The sequence below is a fragment of the Jiangella endophytica genome, from assembly GCF_003427025.1.
Taxonomy (GTDB): domain Bacteria; phylum Actinomycetota; class Actinomycetes; order Jiangellales; family Jiangellaceae; genus Jiangella; species Jiangella endophytica.
The window spans coordinates 38,719-63,094 of sequence record NZ_QVAI01000005.1 but is presented as its reverse complement, the minus strand read 5'-3'; the positions used below and the strand labels follow the sequence as shown (position 1 = coordinate 63,094).

The 24,376-nt window shown below is 73.2% G+C and carries 20 protein-coding genes; 8 read left to right on the top strand and 12 right to left on the bottom strand.

What is annotated here, in order from left to right; genetic code table 11:
• Positions 1–3: 3 nt before the first annotated feature.
• Together DZA62_RS12055 and DZA62_RS12050 are read left to right on the top strand one after the other, a co-directional pair.
• Positions 4–927 carry a fumarylacetoacetate hydrolase family protein gene (locus DZA62_RS12055; RefSeq protein ID WP_116949159.1) on the top strand — a complete coding sequence of 308 codons (924 nt, stop codon included), beginning with the start codon at positions 4–6 and terminating at the stop codon, positions 925–927.
• Positions 924–1,916: a LacI family DNA-binding transcriptional regulator gene (locus tag DZA62_RS12050; RefSeq protein ID WP_116949158.1), complete on the top strand. Its 993-nt coding sequence runs from the start codon at positions 924–926 to the stop codon at positions 1,914–1,916. The genes DZA62_RS12055 and DZA62_RS12050 overlap by 4 nt, the downstream gene beginning before the upstream one ends.
• A 539-nt stretch (positions 1,917–2,455) precedes the next feature.
• Here the strand turns inward: DZA62_RS12050 and DZA62_RS12045 are convergent.
• Positions 2,456–3,115 carry a haloacid dehalogenase type II gene (locus DZA62_RS12045; RefSeq protein WP_116949157.1) on the bottom strand — a complete coding sequence of 220 codons (660 nt, stop codon included), beginning with the start codon at positions 3,113–3,115 and terminating at the stop codon, positions 2,456–2,458.
• 39 nt (positions 3,116–3,154) lie between these two features.
• Here DZA62_RS12045 and DZA62_RS12040 point away from each other — a divergent pair, with 39 nt between their 5' ends.
• On the top strand, positions 3,155–5,896 hold the full coding sequence (locus tag DZA62_RS12040; protein ID WP_116949156.1) for an ATP-binding protein: 2,742 nt from the start codon (positions 3,155–3,157) through the stop codon (positions 5,894–5,896).
• Positions 5,897–6,049: 153 nt separating this feature from the next.
• A complete protein-coding gene (locus DZA62_RS12035) occupies positions 6,050–7,363 on the top strand; it encodes an FAD-binding oxidoreductase (RefSeq protein ID WP_116949155.1) in 1,314 nt (437 codons plus the stop codon).
• A gap of 89 nt (positions 7,364–7,452) precedes the next feature.
• Here the strand turns inward: DZA62_RS12035 and DZA62_RS12030 are convergent, their stop codons facing one another.
• Positions 7,453–8,454, bottom strand: coding sequence for an o-succinylbenzoate synthase (locus DZA62_RS12030; protein ID WP_116949154.1), 1,002 nt, complete (start codon positions 8,452–8,454; stop codon positions 7,453–7,455).
• 56 nt (positions 8,455–8,510) lie between these two features.
• Here DZA62_RS12030 and DZA62_RS12025 point away from each other — a divergent pair, with 56 nt between their 5' ends.
• The gene (locus tag DZA62_RS12025) at positions 8,511–9,920 is read left to right on the top strand and encodes a lipase maturation factor family protein (protein WP_116949153.1); all 1,410 of its coding nucleotides are present in this window, start codon (positions 8,511–8,513) and stop codon (positions 9,918–9,920) included.
• A 52-nt stretch (positions 9,921–9,972) separates the two neighbouring features.
• Here DZA62_RS12025 and DZA62_RS12020 read toward each other — a convergent pair whose 3' ends face one another.
• Complete coding sequence (locus tag DZA62_RS12020) at positions 9,973–10,260, bottom strand: WhiB family transcriptional regulator (protein WP_116949152.1); 288 nt, start codon at positions 10,258–10,260, stop codon at positions 9,973–9,975.
• Between the two features lie 221 nt (positions 10,261–10,481).
• Here DZA62_RS12020 and DZA62_RS12015 point away from each other — a divergent pair, with 221 nt between their 5' ends.
• The gene (locus DZA62_RS12015; RefSeq protein ID WP_198663672.1) at positions 10,482–12,938 is read left to right on the top strand and encodes a transglycosylase domain-containing protein; all 2,457 of its coding nucleotides are present in this window, start codon (positions 10,482–10,484) and stop codon (positions 12,936–12,938) included.
• A 251-nt stretch (positions 12,939–13,189) separates the two neighbouring features.
• On the opposite strand, the gene DZA62_RS12010 is transcribed toward DZA62_RS12015, so the two are convergent.
• Genes DZA62_RS12010 through DZA62_RS11990 form a run of 5 tightly spaced genes read right to left on the bottom strand, consistent with a single transcriptional unit; the run spans position 13,190 to position 18,762 of the window.
• The gene (locus tag DZA62_RS12010; protein ID WP_116949150.1) at positions 13,190–14,341 is read right to left on the bottom strand and encodes an ArsA family ATPase; all 1,152 of its coding nucleotides are present in this window, start codon (positions 14,339–14,341) and stop codon (positions 13,190–13,192) included.
• Positions 14,338–15,315 carry an ArsA-related P-loop ATPase gene (locus DZA62_RS12005; protein ID WP_116949149.1) on the bottom strand — a complete coding sequence of 326 codons (978 nt, stop codon included), beginning with the start codon at positions 15,313–15,315 and terminating at the stop codon, positions 14,338–14,340. The genes DZA62_RS12010 and DZA62_RS12005 overlap by 4 nt, the downstream gene beginning before the upstream one ends.
• A gap of 11 nt (positions 15,316–15,326) precedes the next feature.
• Positions 15,327–16,145 (bottom strand): phosphatase PAP2 family protein, encoded by an 819-nt coding sequence (locus DZA62_RS12000; RefSeq protein ID WP_198663671.1) that lies wholly within the window; start codon positions 16,143–16,145, stop codon positions 15,327–15,329.
• A 41-nt stretch (positions 16,146–16,186) separates the two neighbouring features.
• Positions 16,187–17,839 (bottom strand): ABC transporter permease, encoded by a 1,653-nt coding sequence (locus DZA62_RS11995; RefSeq protein WP_116949148.1) that lies wholly within the window; start codon positions 17,837–17,839, stop codon positions 16,187–16,189.
• Positions 17,836–18,762 carry an ABC transporter ATP-binding protein gene (locus DZA62_RS11990; protein ID WP_116949147.1) on the bottom strand — a complete coding sequence of 309 codons (927 nt, stop codon included), beginning with the start codon at positions 18,760–18,762 and terminating at the stop codon, positions 17,836–17,838. Before DZA62_RS11990 ends, DZA62_RS11995 begins: the two co-directional genes overlap by 4 nt.
• A gap of 82 nt (positions 18,763–18,844) precedes the next feature.
• On the opposite strand from DZA62_RS11990, the gene DZA62_RS11985 reads away from it, so the two are divergent.
• On the top strand, positions 18,845–19,357 hold the full coding sequence (locus DZA62_RS11985; protein WP_198663670.1) for a GbsR/MarR family transcriptional regulator: 513 nt from the start codon (positions 18,845–18,847) through the stop codon (positions 19,355–19,357).
• Here DZA62_RS11985 and DZA62_RS11980 read toward each other — a convergent pair.
• Complete coding sequence (locus DZA62_RS11980; protein ID WP_116949145.1) at positions 19,314–20,147, bottom strand: DMT family transporter; 834 nt, start codon at positions 20,145–20,147, stop codon at positions 19,314–19,316. The two genes, DZA62_RS11985 and DZA62_RS11980, sit on opposite strands and share 44 nt — an antisense overlap.
• 184 nt (positions 20,148–20,331) lie before the next feature.
• On the opposite strand from DZA62_RS11980, the gene DZA62_RS11975 reads away from it, so the two are divergent.
• A complete protein-coding gene (locus DZA62_RS11975) occupies positions 20,332–20,844 on the top strand; it encodes a GbsR/MarR family transcriptional regulator (RefSeq protein WP_116949144.1) in 513 nt (170 codons plus the stop codon).
• Here DZA62_RS11975 and DZA62_RS11970 read toward each other — a convergent pair.
• From DZA62_RS11970 to pdhA, 3 genes are read right to left on the bottom strand one after another with little or no spacing between them, the layout of a single operon-like run.
• On the bottom strand, positions 20,827–22,191 hold the full coding sequence (locus DZA62_RS11970; protein ID WP_116949143.1) for a dihydrolipoamide acetyltransferase family protein: 1,365 nt from the start codon (positions 22,189–22,191) through the stop codon (positions 20,827–20,829). The two genes, DZA62_RS11975 and DZA62_RS11970, sit on opposite strands and share 18 nt — an antisense overlap.
• Positions 22,188–23,195, bottom strand: coding sequence for an alpha-ketoacid dehydrogenase subunit beta (locus DZA62_RS11965; RefSeq protein WP_116949142.1), 1,008 nt, complete (start codon positions 23,193–23,195; stop codon positions 22,188–22,190). Before DZA62_RS11965 ends, DZA62_RS11970 begins: the two co-directional genes overlap by 4 nt.
• The gene (pdhA, locus tag DZA62_RS11960; protein ID WP_116949141.1) at positions 23,192–24,322 is read right to left on the bottom strand and encodes a pyruvate dehydrogenase (acetyl-transferring) E1 component subunit alpha; all 1,131 of its coding nucleotides are present in this window, start codon (positions 24,320–24,322) and stop codon (positions 23,192–23,194) included. Before pdhA ends, DZA62_RS11965 begins: the two co-directional genes overlap by 4 nt.
• Positions 24,323–24,376 lie beyond the last annotated feature (54 nt).

The following is a 24,376-nucleotide window of genomic DNA, read 5'->3' as shown; positions in this document are numbered from 1 at the left end:
CACGTGCTGCTGGTCAGATTCGCCACCCCGACGTCCCCCGCCGCGAGTGTCGGCGTCCTCGACGGCGACACCGTCACGACGCTGGACGGGGTCGCGTCGCTCGGGTCGTTGTGGCGGCTGCCGCTGGCCGAACTGCGCACGGCGGTCGAGGGCGCGTCGGGGCCGTCGTTCCCCGTGGCAGACGTCTCGCTGCTGCCGCCCGTCGACGCCGCCACCGAGGTCTGGGCCTGCGGCGTCACGTACAAGGTGTCCGAGGAGGCACGGGTCGAGGAGAGCGAACGGGCCGCGTCGGTCTACGAGCTGGTCTACGACGCCGAGCGCCCGGAGCTGTTCTTCAAGTCCGTCGCCTGGCGGGTGGTCGGCGACGGCGAGCCCATCGCCGTCCGCGCCGACTCCCGCATCGACGTGCCGGAGCCCGAGGTCGCGGTCGTCGTCACCGCCCACGGCGAGATCGCCGGGTACACCGTCTGCAACGACGTCTCCTCGCGCACCATCGAGGGCGAGAACCCGCTCTACCTGCCACAGGCCAAGGCCTACCTCGGCGCGTGCGCCGTCGGCCCGGGCGTCCGGCCGGCGTGGGAGGTGCCCGACCCGTACGCGTTGCCGGTGTCGATGCGCATCGAGCGCGACGGCGCGGACGACTGGTCGGGAACGGCGAGCACGAGCCAGCTGCGCCGCCGGTTCGACGAGCTGGTCTCGTTCCTCGTGCGCGCCGACGCCTTCCCCGACGGCGCCGTGCTGTCGACCGGCACCTGCCTGGTGCCGGCGGCGCCGTGGACGCTGCGCTCCGGCGACGTCGTCCGCATCGAGATCGGCGGCGTGGGCGAGCTGGCCAACCCGGTCGTCGAGGGCGTCGAGGCGATGTCGTGGCTGGTCGACGCCCGCGACGACGTCCGGCTGCGGGTCTCGGGCAGGCCGGCGCCGTGACGAACACCCGGGTGACGATCGCGGAGATCGCCCGCGAGGCCGGTGTCTCGGAGGCCACGGTCAGCAAGGTGCTCAACGGCCGGACGGAGGTCGCGCCGGCCACCCGCGCGCGCGTCCAGGATCTGCTCGACGCCCGCGGCTACGAGCGCCGCGGCACCCGCGTCGAGGAGCGCACCGGCCTCATCGACCTCGTCATCTCCGAGCTGAACACGCCGTGGTCGATGGACGTGCTGCGCGGAGCCGAGCAGGAGGCGCGCCGCGCCGGCGCCGCCGTCGTCGTCACCTCCACCGAGGGCCGCGACGACGCCAGCTGGGTCGACCGCGTCACCGCCCGCCGCTCCGACGGCGTCCTGCTCGCGCTGGCGCCGCTGCCGGCCGGGGGCGCGCGCCGGCTCACGGCGGCCGGCATCCCGTTCGTGCTGGTCGACCCGGTCGGCGGGTTCGATCCCGCCATCCCGACCGTCGGTGTGACGAACTGGGCCGGTGCGCTCGCCGCCACCGAGCACCTGATCGGGCTCGGGCACCGGCGCATCGGCGTCATCACCGGGCCGCCGGAGCTGGTCTGCAGCCAGCAGCGGGTCGAGGGGTACCGCGCGGCGCTCGGCCGGGCCGGGCTGCCGGCCGACGACGCCCTCGTCCGTTACGGCGACTTCCGCCCCGGCGGCGGGGCGGTCCAGGCGCGGGCGCTGCTGGACCTCCCCGAACCGCCGACCGCCGTCTTCGCGGGGTCGGACCTGCAGGCCACCGGCGTCTACGCCGAGGCGCACCGGCGCGGGCTGCGGATTCCCGACCAGCTCAGCGTCGTCGGCTTCGACGACGTCGCGCTGTGCGAGTGGGTGTCGCCGGCGCTCACCACGGTGCGCCAGCCGCTGATGGAGATGGCCCGCATCGCGATCCGCACCGTCCTCGACCCACCCGGCACCGATCGGCCGCTGCGGATCGAGCTGGCCACCAGCCTGATCACCCGCGAGAGCACGACCACGCCGTAAATGAGTGGCCCGACTGTCGATGGTGGGGCAGCAGCGTGCTGGTGGACCACGATGATCATCAACGATCGCGTACAACACCAGGCGTTCTCCCGCTCCACCAGGCATGCATGCCTCGTGATGCACCAGGACGCCTCATGGCCCCGCCTCCGGTGGAGGCACCTGGGAGACCAGCGTGCCGAACAAACACTTTCTCCTCGCTCACCACCACGAGAGATCAATCGGACTGATCCTCTGGATGAGTGAGTCCGAAGGGGTTCTTCGGCGGTTTCGCGGTTCTGATCGCGCCGGTGGCGTCGGCCGGCCCGGCGTGCGGTGTGGGATCGCCGCCCCTCAGCCCCCGGCGCACCCGGTTCGAGCCTGATCACCTGCCCCGGGCACGGCACGGCAGTTCATGGCGCTGTCAATCGTCATCAACGACGAAGGGCCGGGTCACATCGTCACGCCGTGGCGCCGACGCGACAGCTACCCGTGCGGCGGACCCGTCCGTCCCGCCATCGACTCCCGACCTGCCGTCCTCACCACCATTCGGACTCACTCATCTAGCAGCCGAGCTGGGTGGCGAGGTCGTCGAGGCCGGTCGCGGTCAGGTCGAAGGCGTCCTCCGGAGCGGGCGGGTCGCCGACCGGACGCTCGACGTAGGCCGTGCGCATGCCGGCCGCCTGCGCGCCGCGCAGGTCCCAGGCGTGCGCGGCGACCATGAGCAGGCGTTCCGGCGGGCAGCCGGCGTTGTCGATCGCGAGCCGGTAGACCTCGGCGGCGGGCTTGTACGTCCGGGCCTGCTCCGCCGAGAGCAGCTGGTGCCAGCGCAGCCCCGCGTGCGCGCTGATGCGGGTGAGCGCGGCGGCACTGGCGTTGGAGAGGCCGACGACGGGGAAGCGCGCGGCGATCCGGTCCAGCGCCGCGACGGAATCGGGCCACGGCTCCAGTCGCCGCGCGGCGGTGGCGAGCTCGCCGGCCACGTCGGCCGCGACCAGGGCGGCCGCCTCGCCGTCGATGACGGTGCTGGCGGCGAAGGGCCGGCGGCCCGCGAGGATGTCCTGCTGCTGCACGTCGACGTGCAGCAGCCAGCGGTCGGCGGCCGCCGCGTCGTCGGCGTCCGGGAGTGACGAGCGGATGGCCCGCCGGATGCCACCGGGTTCGTCGACCATCGTCCCGAGGATGTCGAAGACGACGAGGTCGATGTCGGGGCGCGGCGTCATGGCCAGCACCTTAGAAGGTGCCTGGGCCACAATGTGCGGGTGGTGGTTCCGGAGATCTCGGCGCGCGAGGCCGAGGTGCTCGCGGCGCTCGGCGAGCATCTGACGAACGCCGAGATCGCCGCCCGGTTCGTGATCTCCGTCCGCACCGTCGAGAGCCACGTGTCCGCGCTGCTGCGCAAGTTCGGCGCGAGCGACCGGCGAGCGCTCGCCGCGCTGGCGCCGTCCGTGGTCTCGGCCGGGCCGGCCGCGCCCGACCTGCCCGCGCCGCTGACCTCGTTCGTCGGGCGCGACACCGAGCGCGCCGCGCTGCTGACCGCCGTCACTTCGCAGCGCCTGGTCGTGGCGGTCGGTCCCGGCGGGGTCGGCAAGACCCGGCTGGCGCTCGCCGTCGCGGCCGACGTCTCGGACCGCTTCGACGGCGGCGTCTGGTACGCCGACCTCGTCCCGGTGCCCGACGACGACGCCGTCCCCGCCGCGGTGGCGACGGCGCTGGGCCTGGGAGAGCAGCCGGGCCGGGGCGCATCGGAGACGGTGGCCGGTTGGGCGCGCGGGCGGTCGGCGCTGCTGGTGCTGGACAACTGCGAGCACGTGCTCGACGGCGTCGCCGGGTTCGTGGAGCCGCTGCTGGCCGCCGCGCCGGGGCTGACGGTGCTGGCCACCAGCCGGTCACGGCTGCTGCTGCCGTTCGAGTGGGTGGTGCCGGTCGGCGGTCTCGGCGCCGATGCCGACGCCCTGTTCGTCGAGCGGTCTCGCGCGGCCGGAGCCGTCGTGCCCGAGGGGTCGGCCGAGCGGGTCGCGGCGATCTGTGCCGCGCTCGACGGCAGCCCGCTGGCGATCGAGCTGGCCGCCGCCCGGCTCCCGGCCGTCGGGCTGGACGGGCTGGAGAGCGGACTGGGCGACCGGCTCCGGCTCCTGGACGGTGCGCGACGCGGCGGCGGGCGGCACGGATCGCTGCGCTCGGCGCTGGACTGGAGCCACGACCTCCTCGACGACGAGGGACGGACGGTGCTGCGGCGGGTGTCGGTGTTCGCGGCGCCGTTCCGCGCCGACGCGGCCGCGGTGGTCACCGGGCTGGCGGCGTCCGGAGTACTGCCCGCGCTGGCGGACGACAGCCTGCTGGTGCCGGTCGCGAGCGGCGACGGGACGCGGTACCAGGCGCTGGAGACCATCCGGCAGTACGGCGCGGAGCTGCTGGGCGCGTCCGGCGAGACCGCCGACGTCCACGCCGCTCACCTGCGCTGGTGTGTGGCGGAGGGGACGGCGCTGCTGGCGGCCGACCCGGCCGTCCCGGACTGGCGCGGCCGCTTCGACCTCCTCGCTGACGACCTCCGCGCCGCCCTCGCCCGGGCCGCCGCCTCGTCGGCCCCGCCTCCGGCGACGCCCTCTCCCACCGCGGCGGAGGCGGCGTCGTTGCTGGGCCGGCTCTGCCACGGTCGCGGCCTGCTGGCCGAGGCGCAGCGCCGGTTCGAGCAGGCCGCCGGTCTCGCACCGGACGACGCGGGCAAGGCCGCCCAACTGCGGCTCGCCGCCGGATCGGCACGGGCCCGGCTGGCCGGGGACGACGCGTTGCGGCTGCACCTCGCCGCGGCCGAGGCGGCGGAGCGCGCCGGCGACCCCGTCCTCGCCGCTCACCAGTACGCCCACGCGGCCGAGCTGGTGCACCGCTCGGCGGGCATCCTGGCCGAGGTCCCACCGGCCGCGGCCGCGGCCGAGTGGCTCGCCACCGCGCGGCACCTGGCCGGCGACCATCTCGGCGCCCGAGCCCGCTGCGCCGTCGCCGAGGCGTTCGCCGCCACCGACGACGAGCCGGCCACCGTCGCCGTCACCGAGCGCGCCATCGAGCTGGCCCGTGAGAGCGGCGACCCGGTCGTCGAGAGCGCTGCCCTCGACCAGCTCACCGGGCTGCGGCTGGCGCTCGGCGAGGCACGGGCCGCGCTGGAGAGTGCGCTGCGGCGCACCGCGCTGCTGGCCGGTCCACCGGCCCCGGAGCAGGGTTTCGAGCTGTCCGACGCCTACGGGATGGCTGCGGAGTCGGCCATCGCGGCCGGCGACCTCCGGCAGGCCCGCCAGGCCGCCGAGCGGCTGCGCGACCTGCCGTCGCAGCGCGAGGTCTCGCACGTCGGCGCCGCCCGGCTGATCGTCGTCGAGGTGCTGAGCGGCGACTGGACCGAGGCGGTCGCCGTCGGCGAGCTGTTCCGCGAGAGCTGGGAGCGGGCCGGCCGGCCGCGCATCCCGTCGCTGCGCCGGGTCGCCGCCGCGCTCGGCGCGGTACACGGCGCACGGGGCGATGCCGCCGCGCAGGCCGTCTGGCGCGACGTCGAGGCGGGCGTGGGCGCCGCCGAGCGGCGCCCGCACGACCAGCGCTCCGTCGAGAGCTTCTTCGCCGCTCTCGAGGCGCTGCACCTGGACCGGCCGGCCGACGCGGTCGCCGTCCTGCAGCGGCCGCCGGAGGAGTTCCGCAGCTGGTTCGAGCTGATCTGGCGGCCCTGGTACACGGCGGCCTGGGCCGAGGCGGGGGTGCTGGCCGGCCTGCCCGACGCCGGTGAGCGGATCGGCCGCGCCCGGCCGTTCACCACCGACAACGTCGTGGCCGCCGCCGTCGTCGACCGGGCCGCCGCGCTGGCCGCCGATGACCGCGACGGCGTGCTCGCGGCCGCCGAGACCCTCGATGCCGCCGCCTGCCGGTACCAGTGGGCACGCAGCCTGCTGCTGGCCGGCGGCGACCACCGGTCCCGCGGCACCCGCGCCCTCGCCGACCTGGGCGCACCCACCGCCCACTGAGTGCTTTCCGTGGTCGATCCGTGCTCGGCACGGATGTCCGGGCCCGCCTCCCGCGGCGATCGTGAAGTCATCGCAGAAAAAAGTTCCGCCGCGGATGTCGAGAACGGGTTCCGCGCATCGACGTACCGGGTGAGACCGCCCGAAGGAGACACGATGACGATCACGATCCAGCACCTGCAGACCTCCGCCGCCACCGCCCTGCGCGGCGCCATCGCCGGCACCGTCCACGAGCCGGGCGACGCCGGGTACGACCAGCACCGCAAGCCGCTGCTGCCGACGCTCGACCCGCGGCCGGAACTCGTCGTCGAGGCGCGGTCGACCGCTGACGTGCAGGCCGCGGTGCGGGTGGCCCGCGAGCACGATCTGCCGTTCTCCGTCCAGGCGACCGGCCACGGCACGTACGTCCCCAACGACGGCGGGCTGCTGCTCAAGACGACGGCGATGTCGGCCGTGTTCGTCGACCCGATCCGGCAGGTCGTCCGCGTCCGGCCCGGCACCGTGTGGGGCGACGTCCTCGCCGCGACCCGTCCGTACGGGCTGGCGCCGCTGTCCGGCTCGTCGCCGGCGGTGGGCGTCACCGGGTACACGCTCGGCGGCGGCATGGGCTGGCTGGCCCGCAAGCACGGCTTCGCCGCGGACAGCGTCCTCTCGGCCGACATCGTGACCGCGGACGGCACGCTGCTCACCGTCAGCGCAGACCGGCACCCGGACCTGTTCTGGGCGATCCGCGGCGGTGGCGGCGGCTTCGGCGTCGTCACCTCGCTGGAGTTCCGGGTCTACCCGGTCGCGCAGGTCTACGGCGGCATCTCCTGGTTCGACGTGGACAACGCCGCGAACGCGCTGCGGGTCTACCGCGACTGGGCCGCGGCCGCGCCGGACGAGATGAGCAGCGCGGTCATGCTCTCGCGCATCCCCGACGTCGAGTCGGTGCCCGCTGAGCTGCGCGGCCGCCGTGCGCTCGGCATCAAGGCCCTCTACACCGGCCGCGCCGACGACGCCGAGCGGCTGCTCCGCCCGCTGCGGCTGGCCGCCGGGCCGGCGCTGGTCGACGGCTACCGGAGCATGGACTACGCCGACGCCGCGATGGGCGGCACCCCGGCCCGCTACTTCGACTTCTTCCCGGTTCTCGGCGACGAGGTCGTGGACACCGTGGTCGCGGCGGCCGAGGGCGGCTCCGCGGTCGAGATCCGGCACTACGGCGGCGCGACCGCCCGCCCCGGCCCCGACGCCGGTCCGGTCAGCCACCGCGGCGTGCCGTTCAGCGTCATCCTCGACACCCCGGCTCCGGAGTTCGTCGACCCGCTGCGGCCGCACGGCATCGGCGGCGCGTTCCTCAACTTCCTCGCCGACACCACCCGTACCGCTGCCGCCTACGCCCCGGCCGACTACGCCCGGCTCCGCTCGGTGAAGGCCGCCTACGACCCGGCCTGCTTCTTCGGCCAGGGCCACGCCGCCCTCGGCGCCTGACCCGCCGCCACCCCACCTCCCGCGTTGATCTTGGAGTTGTTCGGCCATCTATCGGACATTTCACCTACGGATGCCGAACAACTCCAAGATCAACGCGGGAGGTGGGGGTGGGCGAGGGCGTGGACGCGGGTGAGGCGGTCGCGCCACCACGCCTCGCGACCGGCGTCCGCCAGCCGGAACTCGGCCAGCTTCGCCGGGTCCGGGGCCGGAGGAGCGGCGGGGACGGGGAGCGCCCCGCCCACGGGCCGCAGGCCGGCGTCGTCGCCGACGAGGTCGCCGGTGAACAGCGAGAGGGTCCCCAGCCCGCAGGCGTACGGCAGCTCCGGCAACGCGGCCGCGAGCGCCAGCTGACCGGCCAGTCCGACGCTGGTCTCCAGGGCCGACGACACGACGCACGGCAGACCGGCCGCCTCCGCCACCCGCAGCGCCCGCCGCACCCCGCCCAGCGGCGTCCCCTTGATGACGGCGACGTCGGCGGCGCCCGCGACGGCGACGCGGAGCGGATCGTCGGCGCGGCGGATCGACTCGTCGGCCGCGATCGGGACATCGACCGCCCGCCGCACCGCCGCCAGGTCCTCCAGCGTCGGGCAGGGCTGCTCGGCGTACTCCAGCCCACCCGCCGCCCGGTCCAGCAGCCGCAACGACCGCACCGCCGTGTCGACGTCCCAGACGGCGTTGGCGTCGACCCGGACCCGTCCCGCCGGACCGAGCGCCGCACGGACCGCCTCGACCCGGGCCAGGTCCTCGGTCAGCGCGTCGGCATGGTCGGCGACCTTGACCTTCGCCGTCGTGCAACCGGACGCCGCGACGATCGCGTGCGCCCGTTCCGGCCCGACCGCGGGGACGGTGCAGTTGACCGGGATCCGGTCGCGCACCGGCGCCGGCGGCGGCCGCGTCGCCTGCTCGACGGCCGCCAGCAGCCACGACACGGACTCGGCGTCGTCGTAGTCGGCGAACGGGCAGAACTCGCCCCAGCCGGCCGGCCCTTCGATCAGCATGCCCTCGCGGACAGTGATGCCGCGGAATCGGGTGCGCAGCGGGATCGCGTAGACCAGCGCGCCCGCGAAGTCGAGGTCGGCCACCCGGTCCATGCTGCCAGGGGTTTGATCAGCCGGTCGCCGGGCACCCTACGGGCGGAGGCGCGTGCATGGACTGGTTCTCCGCCGAGGGCTACTGGCTGAGCCGGCTGGTGTTCCAGCGGGCGCTGGCCGGCGTCTACCTGCTGGCGTTCCTCGGCGCGGTCCGTCAGTTCAAGGGGTTGATCGGCGAGCGCGGCCTGACGCCTGTCCCGCGGTACGTGGCGCGGGTGCCGTTCCGCCGCGCGCCGAGCCTGTTCCAGCTGCACTACTCCGACCGCTTCTTCGCGGCCGTGGCGTGGCTGGGTGTGCTGTGGTCGGCCGGTCTGGTGCTGGGCCTGGCCGACGACCTGCCGGTCTGGGCGAACCTGCTGGTCTGGGCGGTGCCGTGGGCGCTGTACCTGTCGATCGTGCAGGTCGGGCAGGTCTGGTACGGCTTCGGCTGGGAGTCGCTGCTGTGCGAGGTGGGGTTCCTGGCGATCTTCCTCGGGCCCGCGGCGATGCCGCCGCCGCTGCTGGTGCTGGTCGCGCTGTGGTGGGTGCTGTTCCGGCTGGAGTTCGGCGCCGGGCTGATCAAGCTGCGCGGCGACCGCTGCTGGCGCGACCTGACGTGCCTGTACTACCACCACGAGACGCAGCCGATGCCGAACCCGCTGAGCTGGTGGTTCCACCGGTTGCCGCGATGGGCGCACCGGGCGGAGGCGGCCGCGAACCACATGACGCAGCTGGTCGTCCCGTACCTGCTCTTCGCGCCGCAGCCCGTGCGCACCGTCGCCGCCGTCGTCGTCCTCGTGACGCAGGGGTGGCTGGTGCTCAGCGGCAACTTCGCCTGGCTCAACGTGCTGACGATGGTGGTGGCGACGACGGCGGTGGGTGGCGGCCTGTGGGCGGCGTTGCTCCCGGTGGACCCGCCGGCCGCACTGTCCGGCCTGCCCGCCTGGTACGCGGCCGTCGTCGTCGCTCTCACCGGCGTGCTGACGGTGCTGAGCTACTGGCCGGTGCGCAACCTGGTCTCCAGCCGGCAGGTGATGAACACCAGCTTCAACCCGTTGCTGCTGGTGAACACGTACGGGGCGTTCGGCAGCGTCACCCGGATGCGGCACGAGGTCGTCATCGAGGGGACCGCCGACCAGGTGCTGCGCCCGGACACCGTCTGGCAGGAGTACGAGTTCCGGGGCAAGCCGGGCGACGTGCGCCGCCGCCCGCGGCAGGTGGCGCCGTACCACCTGCGGCTGGACTGGCTGATGTGGTTCGCCGCGATCTCACCGGGCTACGCGCACCCGTGGTTCCCGGTGCTGCTGGAGAAGCTGCGCGACAACGACCCGGACGTCGTGGCGCTGCTGCGGCGCAACCCGTTCCCGCACCTGCCCCCCGCGCACGTACGGGCGCGGCTCTACCGGTACCGGTTCACCGACCGCCGGGAGCGCCACGACACCGGCGCGTGGTGGCACCGGAGACTCGTCGGCGACTACCGGGCCTGAAAACACGCTGGCCCCGGGCTCAGTGCCCGGGGCCTCAGCGTCCTGAAAGGTGTCAGCCGGCTTTGATCGTGTACTCGTCGCGAGCGGCCTCGAGCAGCCCACGCCAGGAGTCGACCTCGGGACGGCGGCGGAGGAGGGCACGTCGCTCCCGCTCCGTCATGCCACCCCAGATACCGAACTCGGTGCGGTTGTCCAATGCATCTGCCAGGCACTCGGTGCGCACCGGGCAGCCGAGGCACACGGCCTTGGCTCGATTCTGTGCTGCGCCCTGGACGAACAGTTCGTCTGGCTCAGCACTGCGGCATGCCGCCAAGCTGGTCCAGTCATCGATCCACGTCATCCGGCTGTCACCCCCGTCAACTCGGTGAACACACCAAACCCTCTCTAGTTCACCCCGATGACGTGACGCTATGCAAACACGAGGGTCATGAACAGACCCTGATTGACCGAAACTACTATCAGCCGGTTGGACGATGGCGGCGGTCCCGAACATCTGTTAATTGTCGGCTCGCCGTGTCTCGGTTACTGCCAGTGTGGCATAAGCACGTAAGCTTGCCGTCCATGGCGATACGTCCCTCCGCCGTCGTAGCCACGGTACGCCGTGTCCTCCTGGTCGCGGGTGTCGCCGCGCTGTGCGGCGTCCTACTCGCTGGCTTAGCCCTGCCCGTCGTCGCGGGCCTGGGGCTCACCGCCCGCGAGAGCGCCGACACGTTCGCGGAGCTGCCCGCCGACCTCGAGCCAGGCCCCATGGCCCAGACGTCGTACCTCTACGACGCCAACGGCCAGCAGTTGGCCACGTTCTTCCAGGAGAACCGCATCGAGGTCGGCCTCGATGCGATCGCGCCGGTCATGAAGGACGCCATCCTCGCCATCGAGGACGACCGCTTCTACGAGCGCGGCCCCATCGACATCCAGGGCACGCTGCGCGCGTTCCTGCGCAACGTCGAGGCCGGCGAGACCCAGGGCGGTGGCTCCACCCTCACCCAGCAGTACGTGAAGCAGGTGCGCGTCTCGCAGGCCACCAGTCCGGACGAGGTCCAGGACGTCCTGGCCAGCACCGGCACCGAGGGCTACCGCCGCAAGCTCGAGGAACTGCGCATGGCCGTCCAGGTCGAGCAGGAGCTGAGCAAAGACGAGATCCTCCAGCGCTACCTCAACATCGCCTACTTCGGCTCCGGCGCCTACGGCGTCGAGGCGGCCGCCCGCACCTACTTCTCCACGTCGGCCGCCGAGCTGACGCTGCAGCAGGCGTCGCTGCTGGCCGGCATCGTCCAGCGGCCCGACGCCTACGACCCCACCAAGGACCCCGAGGCCGCGCTCGGCCGCCGCAACGTCGTGCTCAACCGCATGGCCGCCACCGGCCGCATCACCGAGCAGCTGGCCGCCGAGGCCCGGCAGACCGAGCTCGGCCTGAACCCGACTCCGACGCCGAACGGCTGCGTCAACGCCTACGCCGGCTACTTCTGCGACTACGTACGGCGCGAGCTGCTCACCATGCCGGAGCTCGGCGAGACCCGGGCGGATCGCGAGGCGATGCTGCTGCGTGGTGGACTGCGGGTCGAGACCACCATCAGCCGGGCGTCGCAGCAGGCGGCGCAGGCAGCCGTCTCCGACCGTGTCGCGCCCCGAGACTCCGTCATCGGCTCGCTGGCCACGGTGCAGCCCAACAACGGCTACATCCGGGCCATGGCCAACTCCCGCGACTACGGCGTCGAGGGTGAAGGCGTCAGCAACCTCAACTACGCCGTCGACCAGAGCATGGGCGGTGGCGCCGGCATCCAGTCCGGGTCGACGTTCAAGGCGTTCGTGCTCGCGGCCGCCATCAGCCAGGGCATCCCGCTCAACACGTCGATCAACGCGCCGCAGCAGGTCAACCTGCGGGTCAACTCCTTCAGCACCTGCGACGGCCGCATCCGCAGCAGCGAGACGTGGTCGCCGAAGAACTCCACGGGCAGCGGCTCGTTCAACCTGCGCACCGGCACGGAGCGCTCGGTCAACACCTTCTTCGCCCAGCTCGAGCAGCGCACCGGGCTGTGCGAGCCGGCCACCATCGCGCAGGGCGCCGGCGTCATGCGCGCCGACCTCGACGAGGACGGCCAGATTCAGCCGCTGCGCCAGGTGCCGTCGTTCACCCTCGGCGCCAACGAGGTGTCGCCGCTGTCCATGGCCGCGGGCTACGCGATGTTCGCCAACCGCGGCCTGCACTGCCCGACCACGTCGGTCGTGCGGGTCACCGACGCCGCGGGCAACGTCCTCGTCGACCACACCCAGCCGACCTGCGAGAAGGTCGTCGAGCCGGCGGTCGCCGACGCCGTCAACTCCGTCCTGCAGGGCGTCATCGACAACCCGGGCGCCACCGGAAACCGCATGCGCCTCGACGACGGCCGCCCCGCGGCCGGCAAGACCGGTACCACCAACGGCGCCATCGCGGTCTGGTTCGTCGGCTACACGCCGCAGCTCTCCACCGCCGTGGCCGTCGCCGACGTCGAGGCGCCGCAGGAATCGCTCGACGGCCGCACCTACAACGGCGAGCGCATCGGCGAGGCCTGTGGTGGGTGTATCCCCGGCCCCATCTGGAAGCAGATGATGGACCAGGCGCACGACGGCGCCGAGGAGGTCGCGTTCACCGCGCCCGACCCCGAGACCATCCGTGGCATCACCGTCGCTGTTCCCGACGTCCGGGGCATGAGCTCCGAGGACGCCATCCGCACGCTCGAGGACGCCGGCTTCGGCGCCGCCGTCGCGGGGGAGGTGAATTCGGACTTACAGGAGGGCCTCGTCGTCAACACCGATCCCGGTGCTGGCGCAGAGGTCGCCTCAGGTTCGAATATCTCCCTCACGGTGAGCAACGGCGAGCCGGAGGAGCCCACCGACGACTTCACCGTCGGCCCGCCCCTCGAGGAACCGCCGGTCTTCGGCAACGAGGAAGGCGACGAGGAGGGCGGCGGCGAGGACGGCTGGCGCGACGGCTTCTCGCCGGGCGCGGTGCTACCCGGCGAGGTCCTGCCAGCGCGGTAGCGACCCGTGAGCGGGGCGGTGCGACGCAGGTCCGGCGCTGACCCCGCGCCCCACGAGGGCCATGTCACGCGGGCTGGGCAGGGCCTGGGCTGACCCTGCGCCCCACGAGGGCCTGGGTGATGCCAGACACGCAGAGGCGCGTCGACCGCTGGAAGGCGCTTCGGGACTGGAGCCTGCTTGCTCTGCTCGTCCTGGTCGCCGCGGGGGTATGGCGCGGTACAGAAGCGCTGCCTGAGTCGCCGTGAGCACACTCAGCCGGCGTGGAAGAGGCCGCCGATCTGGCGGAGGCCGTCGAGGTCGTGGACGTCGCCGGCGAGGGCCGGGATGCGGGTGACCGGCACCTCGGGGTGGGCCGCGCTGAACCGTTCGCCGATCCGCTCGTCGCGGGCGGCCAGCTTGAGGCGGTCGGAGTGCAGGCGCAGCAGCGCCGCGGTCAGCGCGTGCGACCCGGACGACTCCAGCCGCTCGGCCGCGGCGACCGCCTGTTCCGCGCCGATGCTCGCGGCCTCGGAGGCGTGCACCCGGTTGAGCACCAGCCCGGCCAGCGGCATCGCGTCGCGGCCGAGGCGGTCGACGAAGTAGGAGGCCTCGCGCAGGGCGTCGTGCTCGGGGGCCGCGACGACGATGAAGGCGGTCTCGGGGCGCTTGAGCAGGGCGTACGTCTGCTCCGCCCGCTCGCGGAAGCCGCCGAACATGGTGTCGAGGGCGTTGACGAACGTGGAGACGTCCTTGAGCAGCTCGCCGCCGAGGACCTTGGTGAGCGCCGACGTCACCACGTTGAAGCCGGCGTGCAGCACCTTGAGGTACGTCCTCCCGCCGGCCCGCGCCGTGCCGCCGAGCAGCCGGATCAGCCGTCCGTCGAGGAAGGAGCCGAGCCGCTCGGGCGCGTCGAGGAAGTCCAGTGCCGACCGCGCCGGCGGGGTGTCGACGACGATGAGGTCCCAGTCGGAGCGGGCCCGCAACTGGCCCAGCTTCTCCATCGCCATGTACTCCTGCGTCCCCGCGAACGACGACGACAGCGCCTGGTAGAAGGGGTTGGCGAGGATCTGCTTGGCGCGGTCGGGCGTGGTGTGGTCCTCGACCACCTCGTCGAACGTGCGCTTCATGTCGAGCATCATCGCGTCGAGGCTGCCGCCGGCGTCGCCGTCGACGCCCTTGACGGCGCGGGGGGTGTTGTCGAGCTCGGACAGCCCCATCGACTGCGCCAGCCGCCGGGCCGGGTCGATGGTCAGCACGACGGCCTTGCGGCCCCGCTCGGCCGCCCGCAGCGCGATGGCCGCCGCCGTGGTGGTCTTGCCGACGCCGCCGGAGCCGCAGGTGACGACGATGCGGATGCGGCGGTCGTCGATGAGGCGGTCGACGTCGAAGTGGGCGGGCTTCGCGGCCCGTGGTCCGGGGTTCACACGGCACCCTGCTCGGCCAGCGCGTCGGCCAGTTCGTAGAGGGCGGTCGGGTCGATGCCGTCGGCGACTCGGGGCAGCTCGTACACCGGACGGCCGAGGTCGTCGACGAGCGCCCGCTGGGCCGTCTCCAGCGCGGTCCGCTCGGCGTGGTCGGCGGCCTCGCTCGTGAGCAGCTCGACGACGCCGTCGGACGCGGGCAGCCCGGCCGCGCGCAGCCCGGCGAGCACCTCGTCGTGGTCGAGCCGGCCGCGCCGGGCGGCGGGCAGCGACCGGCTCGCGAGGTGCGGCGGCCGGACCTGGTTGACGATGACGGCACCCACCGGGATCTGGGCGGCCTGCAGGGCCGCGACTGCGTCAGTGGTCTCCTGGACCGGCATGTCCTCGAGCAGCGTCACGACGTGCACGGCCGTGCGCGGGCTGTGGATGAGGTCGGTGATGGAGTTGGCCTGACGGTTGATCGGGCCGACCCGGGCCAGCGACGACACCGAGGTGGTGACGTCGAGGAAGCGGACCACCCGGCCGGTCGGCGGCGCGTCGAGCACGACGGCGTCGTAGGCGTACCGGTCGCCCGTGCGCCGCCGGGTCGCCTCGTACGCCTTGCCCGTGAGCAGGACGTCGCGCAGGCCGGGGGCGATGGTGGTGGCGAAGTCGACGAAGCCGAGTTTGTCCAGCGCGCGCCCCGCCCGGCCGAGCCGGTAGAACATCGCGAGGTACTCGTGCATGGCCTCACGTGCGTCGATGGCCAGTGCGTACACCTCGCCGCCGCCGGGTGCGGAGGCCACCCGCTGCTCCTCGTAGGCCAGCGGCGGGACGTCGAACAGCTGGGCGAGACCCTGCCGCTCCTCGACCTCGGCGATCAGCACCCGCCGCCCGCCGGACGCCAGCGCCATGGCGAGCGCCCCCGCCACGGTCGTCTTGCCGGTGCCACCCTTCCCAGTGACGACGTGCAGCCGCACGCCCTCCCAGTCGCCCATACTCCCAGAGCCTACGGAACCGCCGGCACGTGCTGCTTGAAGGCATGGACGGAGCGCCCGTGCAGCAGCCGCTGCAGACCGAACCCGGCCGCGAGCGTGAGGTAGCCGCCGACGGCGTCGAGCACGTAGTGGTTGCCGGTGGCCGTGATGACCAGCACCGTCGCGAGCGGGTACAGCACGCCCAGGACACGCAGCCATTTGTGCCGCGCGAACATGATCAGCGCGATGCCGCACCACAGCGACCAGCCGGCGTGCATCGACGGCATGGCCGCGTACTGGTTCGACAGGCCCTGTAGGTCGCCGGACGTCAGCGCGCCCACGGTGTCGTGGATGGCGACGGTGTCGAAGAACCCGCCGCTGGGCAGCAGCCGCGGCGGCGCCAGCGGGAACAGGTAGTACCCGAACAGCGCCAGCCCGGTGGTGAACGCCAGCACCGTGCGGGCCGCGCGGTAGCGGCCGGGGTGGCGGACGAACAGCCAGACCAGCACCGCTCCGGTGACCGCGAAGTGCATGAACACGTAGAAGTAGTTGACCGTGACGGTCAGCCACTGGACGGCATGCACGGTGTGGTTCAGCCAGAGCTCGAAGTCGATGTGCAGGTCTTGCTCGGTGCTCCAGATGCGCACGCTGTTGGCGACGGCGCGCGCTTGGTCGTCGGGCACGTTGTTGCGGATCATCGAGTACACGCCGTAGGCCGCGGCGAGGATGCCGAGCTCGACGATGAGGATGGGGCGCCGCGGCGTGCGGATGTGCCGTAACGCTCGTCGGATGAGTTCGGTCGGGGTACGCGGACCGGCCGGCGCGGGGGTGTCCCGCTCCGGCTCATCCACGACTGATGGATGTGCCACCCTGATATCCCCCAGTAGCCGGTTCAGGTCGTCGTGAGGTCACGCCGGCGGAAGCCGAGCAGACCGATCCAAACGAAGGCGACCGCTAGCACACCCATTATGACAACCGCTACCGTGCTGAGGTCTCCTCCTGGAAGACTAGATGCGGCGTCGAAGGGCGAGATCTTCGTCACCCAGTCGGGGAACTGGAAGAATCCGCCCAGCAGGCCGACCACGACGCCGTAGGTCAGGACCACCCAGCCGAGGTGCACCAACTGGGGGGCCCACCCGAACAACGCGACGACCACGGCGATGACCAGCCACACGCCGACGGCATGCGCCAGCGCGGCGCCGAACAGCCGGCCGACGATGCTGCCGTCGTCGAGAGCGATGGCCGCCGTGATGCCCAGGCCGAGCCCGCCGGCCAGCAGGAGTACCAGGCTGCCGCCCATCGCGACGATCAGGTGACCGGCGGCGAACCGGGTCCGCGAGACCGCCGTGGCCAGCACCGGTTCGGCCCGCCCGGCGGTCTCCTCGCTGCGCAGCCGCAGCACGGACGTCAGCCCGTATGCCGCCGCGAGCAGGGCCATCATCAGCACCACGATGGCCATGAAGCCGTCGACCAGGCTGTCGGAGTCGGCCAGGAAGTCCTGGATCGTCGAGTTGTCGGAGACGAACTCCTCGATCGACGAGGCGAGGCCGCCGTAGGCGAGCCCGAACACCAGCAGGCCGACGGCCCAGCCGATGAGGCCACCGCGCTGCAGGCGGATCGCGAGACCCAGCGGCGACGACAGCAGCGCGCCGGCCCGTGGGCTGCCCGGGCTCGGCTGCACCAGCCCGGCGCCGACGTCGCGCCGGCTGGTGGTGGCGAACGCCAGCGCGACCAGCAGCACCGTCAGCCCCAGCGACAGCAGCAGCGGCCACCAGCGGTCGTCGACGTAGACCTGGGTGCGCTGCGCCCAGCCGATGGGCGACAGCCACGACAGCCAGTCGTTGCCGACGTCGCCGATGGCCCGCAGCGCGAAGGCGACGCCCAAGGCGGCGGCGCCGAGCCCGGTCGCGGCCCGGGCATGCTCGGTGACCTGTGCCGTCAGAGCACCGATGCCGGTGAAGACCAGGCCGACGGAGGCGACCGCGGCGGCGAAGAGCAGCGAGCTGGACGCGGGCAGTTCGCTGAGCGTGGCCGGCATCAGCACCGCGAGCAGCAGGCCGATCAGCACATTGGCGGCGCCGACGACGACGAACGCGGCGGTGGTGGTGGCCTGCCGGCCGAGGACGCCGGCGCGCAGCAGCTCGGTGCGGCCGGTCTCTTCCTCGGCGCGCGTGTGCCGGACCATGAGCAGGATGCTCATGAGCGCCATGGCGATGGCGACGAAGCCGAGCAGCTCGTTGGCCGTCATGGCGCCGAACGTGTAGTCGTCGCGGCCGTACGCCGGGCCGGTCAGCGCGATGGTGGCCGGGTTGTCGAGCAGGTTGGCCCGGGCCTGGCGGTCGGCCGCCGTCGGGTAGGTCTCGGGGAACGCCGGCAGGCTGCCGACGACTCCGAGGACGATGGCGCCGATCCAGATGGGCAGGCGGACGCGGTCGCGGCGCAGGATGAACCGGATCATCGTCGCGGTGCCGGTGAGCGTGGTGCCGCCCTGCCCCCGCTGGGCGGCGTGGTCGCGGTGCCGTGGCTCGGCGGTCGTGATGCTCACGACGGGGCACCTGCCTCGGTCGCGACGCCCTCGGCGGCGAGCTCGTCGCCGTAGTGGCGCAGGAACAGCTCCTCGAGCGTCGGTGGCTGGCTGGTGAGCGTCAGGATGCCGGCCGGTGTGAGGTGCTTGACGGCGCCGTCGAGCTGGGCGGTGTCGACACTGAACGTGACGCGGTTGCCCTCGGCGACGAGGTCGTGGATGCCCGGGAGCTGGTCGAGCCCGGTGACCGGCCGCTGCGTCTCGGCGGCGATGGCGGTGCGGGTGAGGTGGCGCAACTCGGCCAGCGTGCCGCTCTCGACGATCTTGCCGGTGCGGATGATGCTGACGCGGTCGCACAGCTTCTCGACCTCGGCCAGGATGTGGCTGGACAGCAGCACCGTCTTGCCGTCGTCCTTCCACTCGTCGATGCAGTCCTGGAACACCGCCTCCATCAGCGGGTCGAGGCCCGAGGTGGGCTCGTCGAGGATGAGCAGCTCGACGTCGGAGGCCAGCGCCGCGACCAGCGCGACCTTCTGCCGGTTGCCCTTGGAGTAGGTGCGGCCCTTCTTCGTCGGGTCGAGGTCGAACCGCTCGAGGAGATCCTGACGGCGCTTCTCGTCGACGCCGCCACGGAGCCGGCCGAGCAGGTCGATGGCCTCGCCGCCGGTGAGGTTGGGCCAGAGGTTCACGTCGCCCGGGACGTACGCCAGCCGCCGGTGCAGCGCGACGGCGTCGTCCCAGGGGTCGCCGCCGAGCAGCCGCGCGGTGCCGGAGTCGGCACGCAGCAGCCCCAGCAGCACTCGGATCGTCGTCGACTTGCCGGCTCCGTTGGGGCCGAGGAAACCATGGACCTCGCCGGTGGAGACCCGCAGGTCGAGCCCGTCGAGGGCACGGACCGTCCCGAAGGTCTTGACGACCCCGGCGACGTCGATCGCAGTAGTCATGGTTTCGACACTACACACTCTTCACAGTTTTGTGAATTGACTTAAGTCCGTTATGGTCGGAACACAACAAGGGGGTGGGACGGTGTCCAGCGAGGACCAGGAGCGCGCGCGCAGCCGGTTCGTCGAACAGTTCGCCATGGTGTTGAACGACGCCGGCATGCAGCGGATGCCGGCCCGGGTGTTCGCCTACGTGCTGGCCTCCGACGCCGAGACCCACACGGCGTCAGAGCTCGCCGACGGCCTGCAGGTCAGTGCGGCGGCCATCTCGGGGGCGGTGCGGCCGCTGATCGACATGGGCATCCTGGTGCGCGACCGCGTCCCGGGCGACCGTTCCGACCACTACCGCATCTACAGCGACGACGTCTGGTCGACCATCATCGGGCGGCAGGAGTCCATGTTCCGCCACATCGACGTGCTGCTCACCAACGGCCTGCGAGCCCTGACGCCGGGGGCCGGTCGCCGGCGGGTCGGCGAGACGCGCGAGTTCTACCGGTTCCTGAACTCGCAGGTCGACACGCTGGCGCTGCGGTGGCGAGCCCACCAGGCCGCGCTCACGACGTCACCGGAACCTGCTCGGGCCGCGTCGAGCGAGTGACCGGCGCCCGGCTGCCGCGGGCCAGCAGCACGACCCCGGTGGCGGCGGCCAACGCGGCGGCCACCGACAGTGTCACCTCGAACGGCCCGCCGGTGAACCGCTCGCCGAGCAGCCCGATGCCGATGGCCGAGGCGGCCACCGGGTTGACGATGGTCGCGGTCGCCAGCGGGGCGCCGAGGCCGCCGCGGTAGGCCCGCCGGGCCAGCAGCAGGCCGGTGGCCGCCAGCACCAGCACGACGGCGCTGGCCGGCTGGAGGGCAGCGGACATGCCCGAGTCGCTGACCCGGATGGTGACCGTCTGGGTCAGTGCCGACGAGACGCCGAACGTCGTGCCGGCGGCGAGCGCGAACAGCAGGCTGCGTCTGACCGGTCGCAGGGGGAGCCGGGAGGCGGCGGCGAGGGTCACCGCGATGAGCCCGACGACCCCGAGCGTCAGGAGGAGGATCTGCGTGGAGGTCAGCTCGCTCCGCGGCCGTGTCGGCGCGGCCAGCAGCAGTAGTGCGGCCAGGCCGGCCATGCACAGCGCCATGCCGCGCCACTCGCGCGGGGTGACCCGTCGCCGCGTCAGCGCCCACGAGAGCACCAGCGCGAACGCCAGGCTGAGCACGCCCAATGGCTGCACCAGCGTCAGCGGGCCGAAGTGCAGCGCGCACACGTGCAGGCCGGAGGCGGCGATGGTGAGTGCGGTGGGATACCACCAGCGGCGCTGGGCGACCATGCCCAGGGCGGCGAGGGCGTGCAGGCTCGCGGCACCGGCGGCGAACGCCACCGCCAGGCCCGTGCTGCTCACGCCATCCCCCAATCCCGGGGTCGTGGGGCGGCTCGACCGCGACGCCCACGGCTCCACTGAGAATGTAGTGGCTCTCCGGGGCGTGCGGCCGTAGCACCCCCGCCTACTAGCCAACCTAGCGTATTCACGAAGTTGTGAAATGGCTAAACGTAAGATGGTTGCTCACAGCGAAGGAGGACGCCCGATGACCGGTCCGGCCACGGACGACGACCAGGACGCGTTGCTGCGGTTCGTGGAGCAGTTCGCCCTGGTGCTCACCGAGTCCGGACTCCCGCGGATGCCCGCGCGCGTGTTCGCGTACGTGCTGGCCGAGGACGCCGAGCGTTACACCGCGGCCGAGCTGGCCGAAGGACTGCGGGTGAGTCCCGCCGCCATCTCCGGCGCCGTGCGCGCCCTGGTGCAGGCCGGCCTGCTGGCCCGCGAACGCGAGCCCGGCTCCCGCGCCGACCACTACCGCATCTACGACGACGACGTCTGGGCGCACATCATCATGCAGCGCGAGCCGCTGCTGCGTCGCTACACCACCGTCCTCTCCGACGGCCTCGACGCGCTCGGCGAGGGCCGCGGCGCCCGGCGCATCGCCGAGACCATCGACTACATGCAGTTCATGCGGGCGGAGCTGCCGCTGATGATCGAACGCTGGCGCCGGCACCGCGCCGAGCACGCACGTCCCGGGGCGTCAGAGATCGAGGAGTAGCCCCAGCGGCGACTCCACGCAGTCGGCGACGTAGCGCAGGAAGCCGCCGGCGACGCCGCCGTCGCAGACGCGGTGGTCGAAGGTCAGCGACAACTGGCTGACCTTGCGGACCGCCAGCCGGCCGTCGACGACCCAGGGCTTGTCGACGATGCGGCCGACGCCGAGCAGCGCGGCCTCGGGGTGGTTGATGATCGGGGTCGAGCCGTCGACGCCGAACACGCCGTAGTTGTTCAGCGTGAACGTGCCGCCGGTCAGGTCGGCCGGGGTGAGCGTGCCGGCCCGGGCCGCGTCGGTGAGCCGGGCCAGCTCGGCGGCCAGCTCGGCCGTGCTGAGGTCCTGGGCGTCGTGGACGACGGGAACGACGAGGCCGCGATCGGTCTGCGCGGCGAAGCCGAGGCCCACCGAACGGTGGCGGACCAGCACGAGGTCGTCGCCGTCGTGCTCGACGGATGCGTTGAGCTCGGGGAACCGGGTCAGCGCGGCCACCGTGATGCGCCCGAGCAGCGCCAGCAGACCGACCGGACGGTCCGGCGCGGCCGTCCGCAGCGCGTCGCGCGCCTCGACCAGCGCCGTCGCGTCGACGTCGACCCAGGTGGTCGCGTCGGGGATCTCGCGCCGGCTGAGGGCCAGCTTGTCCGCGATGGCGCGGCGCACGCCCCGCAGGGGTTCTCTGCTCTGACTCGACGGTGCCGGATGCGGCGCCCGCTCCGGCGGTGCTGGGAGGACAGCCGGCTCGACGCCGCCCGTGGCCGCGCCGTGCGCCACGGGCGTCCCGTTGCTCGTGGCCGTCCCGTTCCCCGCGGCGGCCTCGACATCGCGACGGAGGATCACGCCGCCCGGACCCGAGCCGCTCACCGCCCGCACGTCGACGCCGTGGTCGCGGGCCAGCCGGCGCACGACCGGCGAGAGCACCCGGGGCGCGCCGCCGGCCGCCGCCGCCGTCGCCGCCCGCCCGCGCGACCGCCGAGCCAACGTCGCGTTCCCGGTGCCGTAGCCGACCAGCACCGCGCCCGACTCAGCCGTTCCCGGCCCGCTCGGGCCCGCTGCGGGTGCGGCGACCGTGATGAGCGGCGCGCCGACCTCGATCGTCGCTCCGGCGGCGCCGTGCAGCGTGACCACCCGGCCGGCGTGCGGGCACGGGACCTCGACCGTCGCCTTCGCCGTCTCCACGTCGACCACGACATCGTCGACGCCGACCTCGTCGCCGACCGCGACCCGCCAGGCGACGATCTCGGCCTCCGTCAGCCCTTCGCCGAGGTCAGGGAGAACGAAGGTCCGTTCCACCGCCTGAGCTCCGTCCTGGCCGGAGGAGCCTGTCTCGGCCGAGGGGATCGGGTAGTCGGTCATCGCGACCCCGCCAGGAAGCGCGGGTCCGGCACGTCGTCCCACTGCAGCCTGTCGACGGTGTCGAGGATGCGGTCGACGCCCGGCAGTTGGTACTTCTCCAGCACCGGCGGCGGGAACGGCACGTCCCAGCCGGTGACCCGCAGCACCGGCGCCCACAGCGAGTGGAAGCAGCGCTCCTGCACGCGCGCGGCGATCTCCGCCGACACGCCGGCGAACCCGGTGGCCTCGGCGACGACGACGCAGCGGCCGGTCCTGCGCACCGACGCCGCCACCGTCGCGTCGTCGAACGGGACCAGCGTGCGCAGGTCGACGACCTCGAGCGAGCGCCCGTCGGCCGCCGCGGCCTCGGCCGCCTCCAGCGCGACCGGCACCGCCGGGCCGTACGCGACCAGCGTCGCGTCGGACCCCTCGCGCCGGACCACCGCGGTGCCGAACGGCTCGGTCGTCACCGGCAGGGTGACCTCGTCCTTCGCCCAGTAGAGCTTCTTGGCCTCCATGAACACGACCGGGTCGGGGTCGGCGATCGCCTCGCGCAGCAGCGAGTAGGCGTCGGCGACGGTGGCCGGAGTGACGACCTTGAGGCCGGGCGTGTGCGCGTAGTAGGCCTCGGAGGAGTCGGAGTGGTGCTCCACACCGCCGATGCCGCCCGCGTACGGCACCCGGATCACCATCGGCAGGCCGATGGCGCCGCGGGTGCGGTTGCGCATCTTCGCGACGTGCGAGGCGATCTGCTCGAAGGCCGGATAGGCGAACGCGTCGAACTGCATCTCGACGACCGGGCGGAAGCCGTTCATCGCCATGCCGACGGCCAGGCCGACGATGCCGGCCTCGGCCAGCGGGGTGTCGAAGCAGCGGTCGTCGCCGAACTCGGCGGTGAGGCCGTCGGTGACGCGGAAGACGCCGCCGAGCGCGCCGACGTCCTCACCGAACATCAGGACGCTGTCGTCCTCGCGCATCGCGTCGCGCAGCGCGGCGTTCAGCGCCTTGCCCATGGTCACCGTCATCGCGCCAGCTCCTCCGCCAGCCAGGTCGCCTGCTCGCGCAGCTGCGGCGTCGGCTCGGCGTACACGTGGGCGAACAGGTCGGCGGGGTCGCCTGCGGGCTCGTCGCTCAACCGGGCGCGGACGTCGGCGGCGAACGTCTCCGCGGCCTCGCGAGCCGCACTCACGTCGTCGTCGGTCAGTTCGCCGCGGGAGCGCAGGTGCGCCTCGAGCCGGGTGATCGGATCGCGCCGCTTCCACGCCTCGACCTCGTCGTGATCGCGGTAGCGGCCGTCGTCGTCGGCGTTGGTGTGCGGCTCGACGCGGTACGTGTGCGCCTCGACGAGCACCGGTCCGCCACCCGCGCGGGCGGATTCGACGGCGTCGGTGAGGACGGCGAGGACCGCGAGCGGGTCGTTGCCGTCGACCCGCTCGCTCCGCACGCCGTAGCCGACGCCCTTGTGCGCCAGCGACGGCGCGGCCGTCTGCCGGGACAGCGGGACCGAGATGGCGTACCCGTTGTTCTGCACCAGGAACACGACGGGCGCGTGGAAGACGGCGGCGAAGTTCAGCGCCTCGTGGAAATCGCCCTCGCTGGTGCCGCCGTCGCCGATGAGCACCAGTGCGACGGTGTCCTCGCCGCGCCGGCGGGCGGCGTAGGCGAGCCCGACGGCGTGTGGGGCGTGCGTCGCGAGCGGCGTGCACTGCGGAGCCGTGCGGGTGGCGACGGGGTCGTAGCCGCAGTGCCAGCTGCCGCGCAGCAGCGTCAGCGCCTCGACCGGGTCGATGCCGCGGCCGATCAGCGACATGGTGTCGCGGTAGGTCGGGAACAGCCAGTCGGTCTCGCGCAGCGCCAGGACGGCGCCGATCTCGCCCGCCTCCTGACCGCGGCTGGACGGGTAGACGGCCAGCCGGCCCTGCTTGGTCAGCGCCGTCGCCTGGGCGTCGAACCGGCGGCCGAGCACCATCGCGTCGTACGCGCGGCGCAGCAACTCGGTGGGCGGCCGCTCGAACCGGCCGTGGGCGTCGTCCGGCGCGGGGCCGCCGTCGTCGTCGAGGAAGCGCACCGGTTCGGCGGACGGCAGCAGGCCGGCCTCGGCGGGCGCGGCGGCCGTGGTGGCGGGCATCCGGTGCTCGGCCTGCGTGGTCATGGCTCAGTCACCTCTGTCGGCAGGCGGACGCGCTGTTGTTTTCGCAGAACCGTC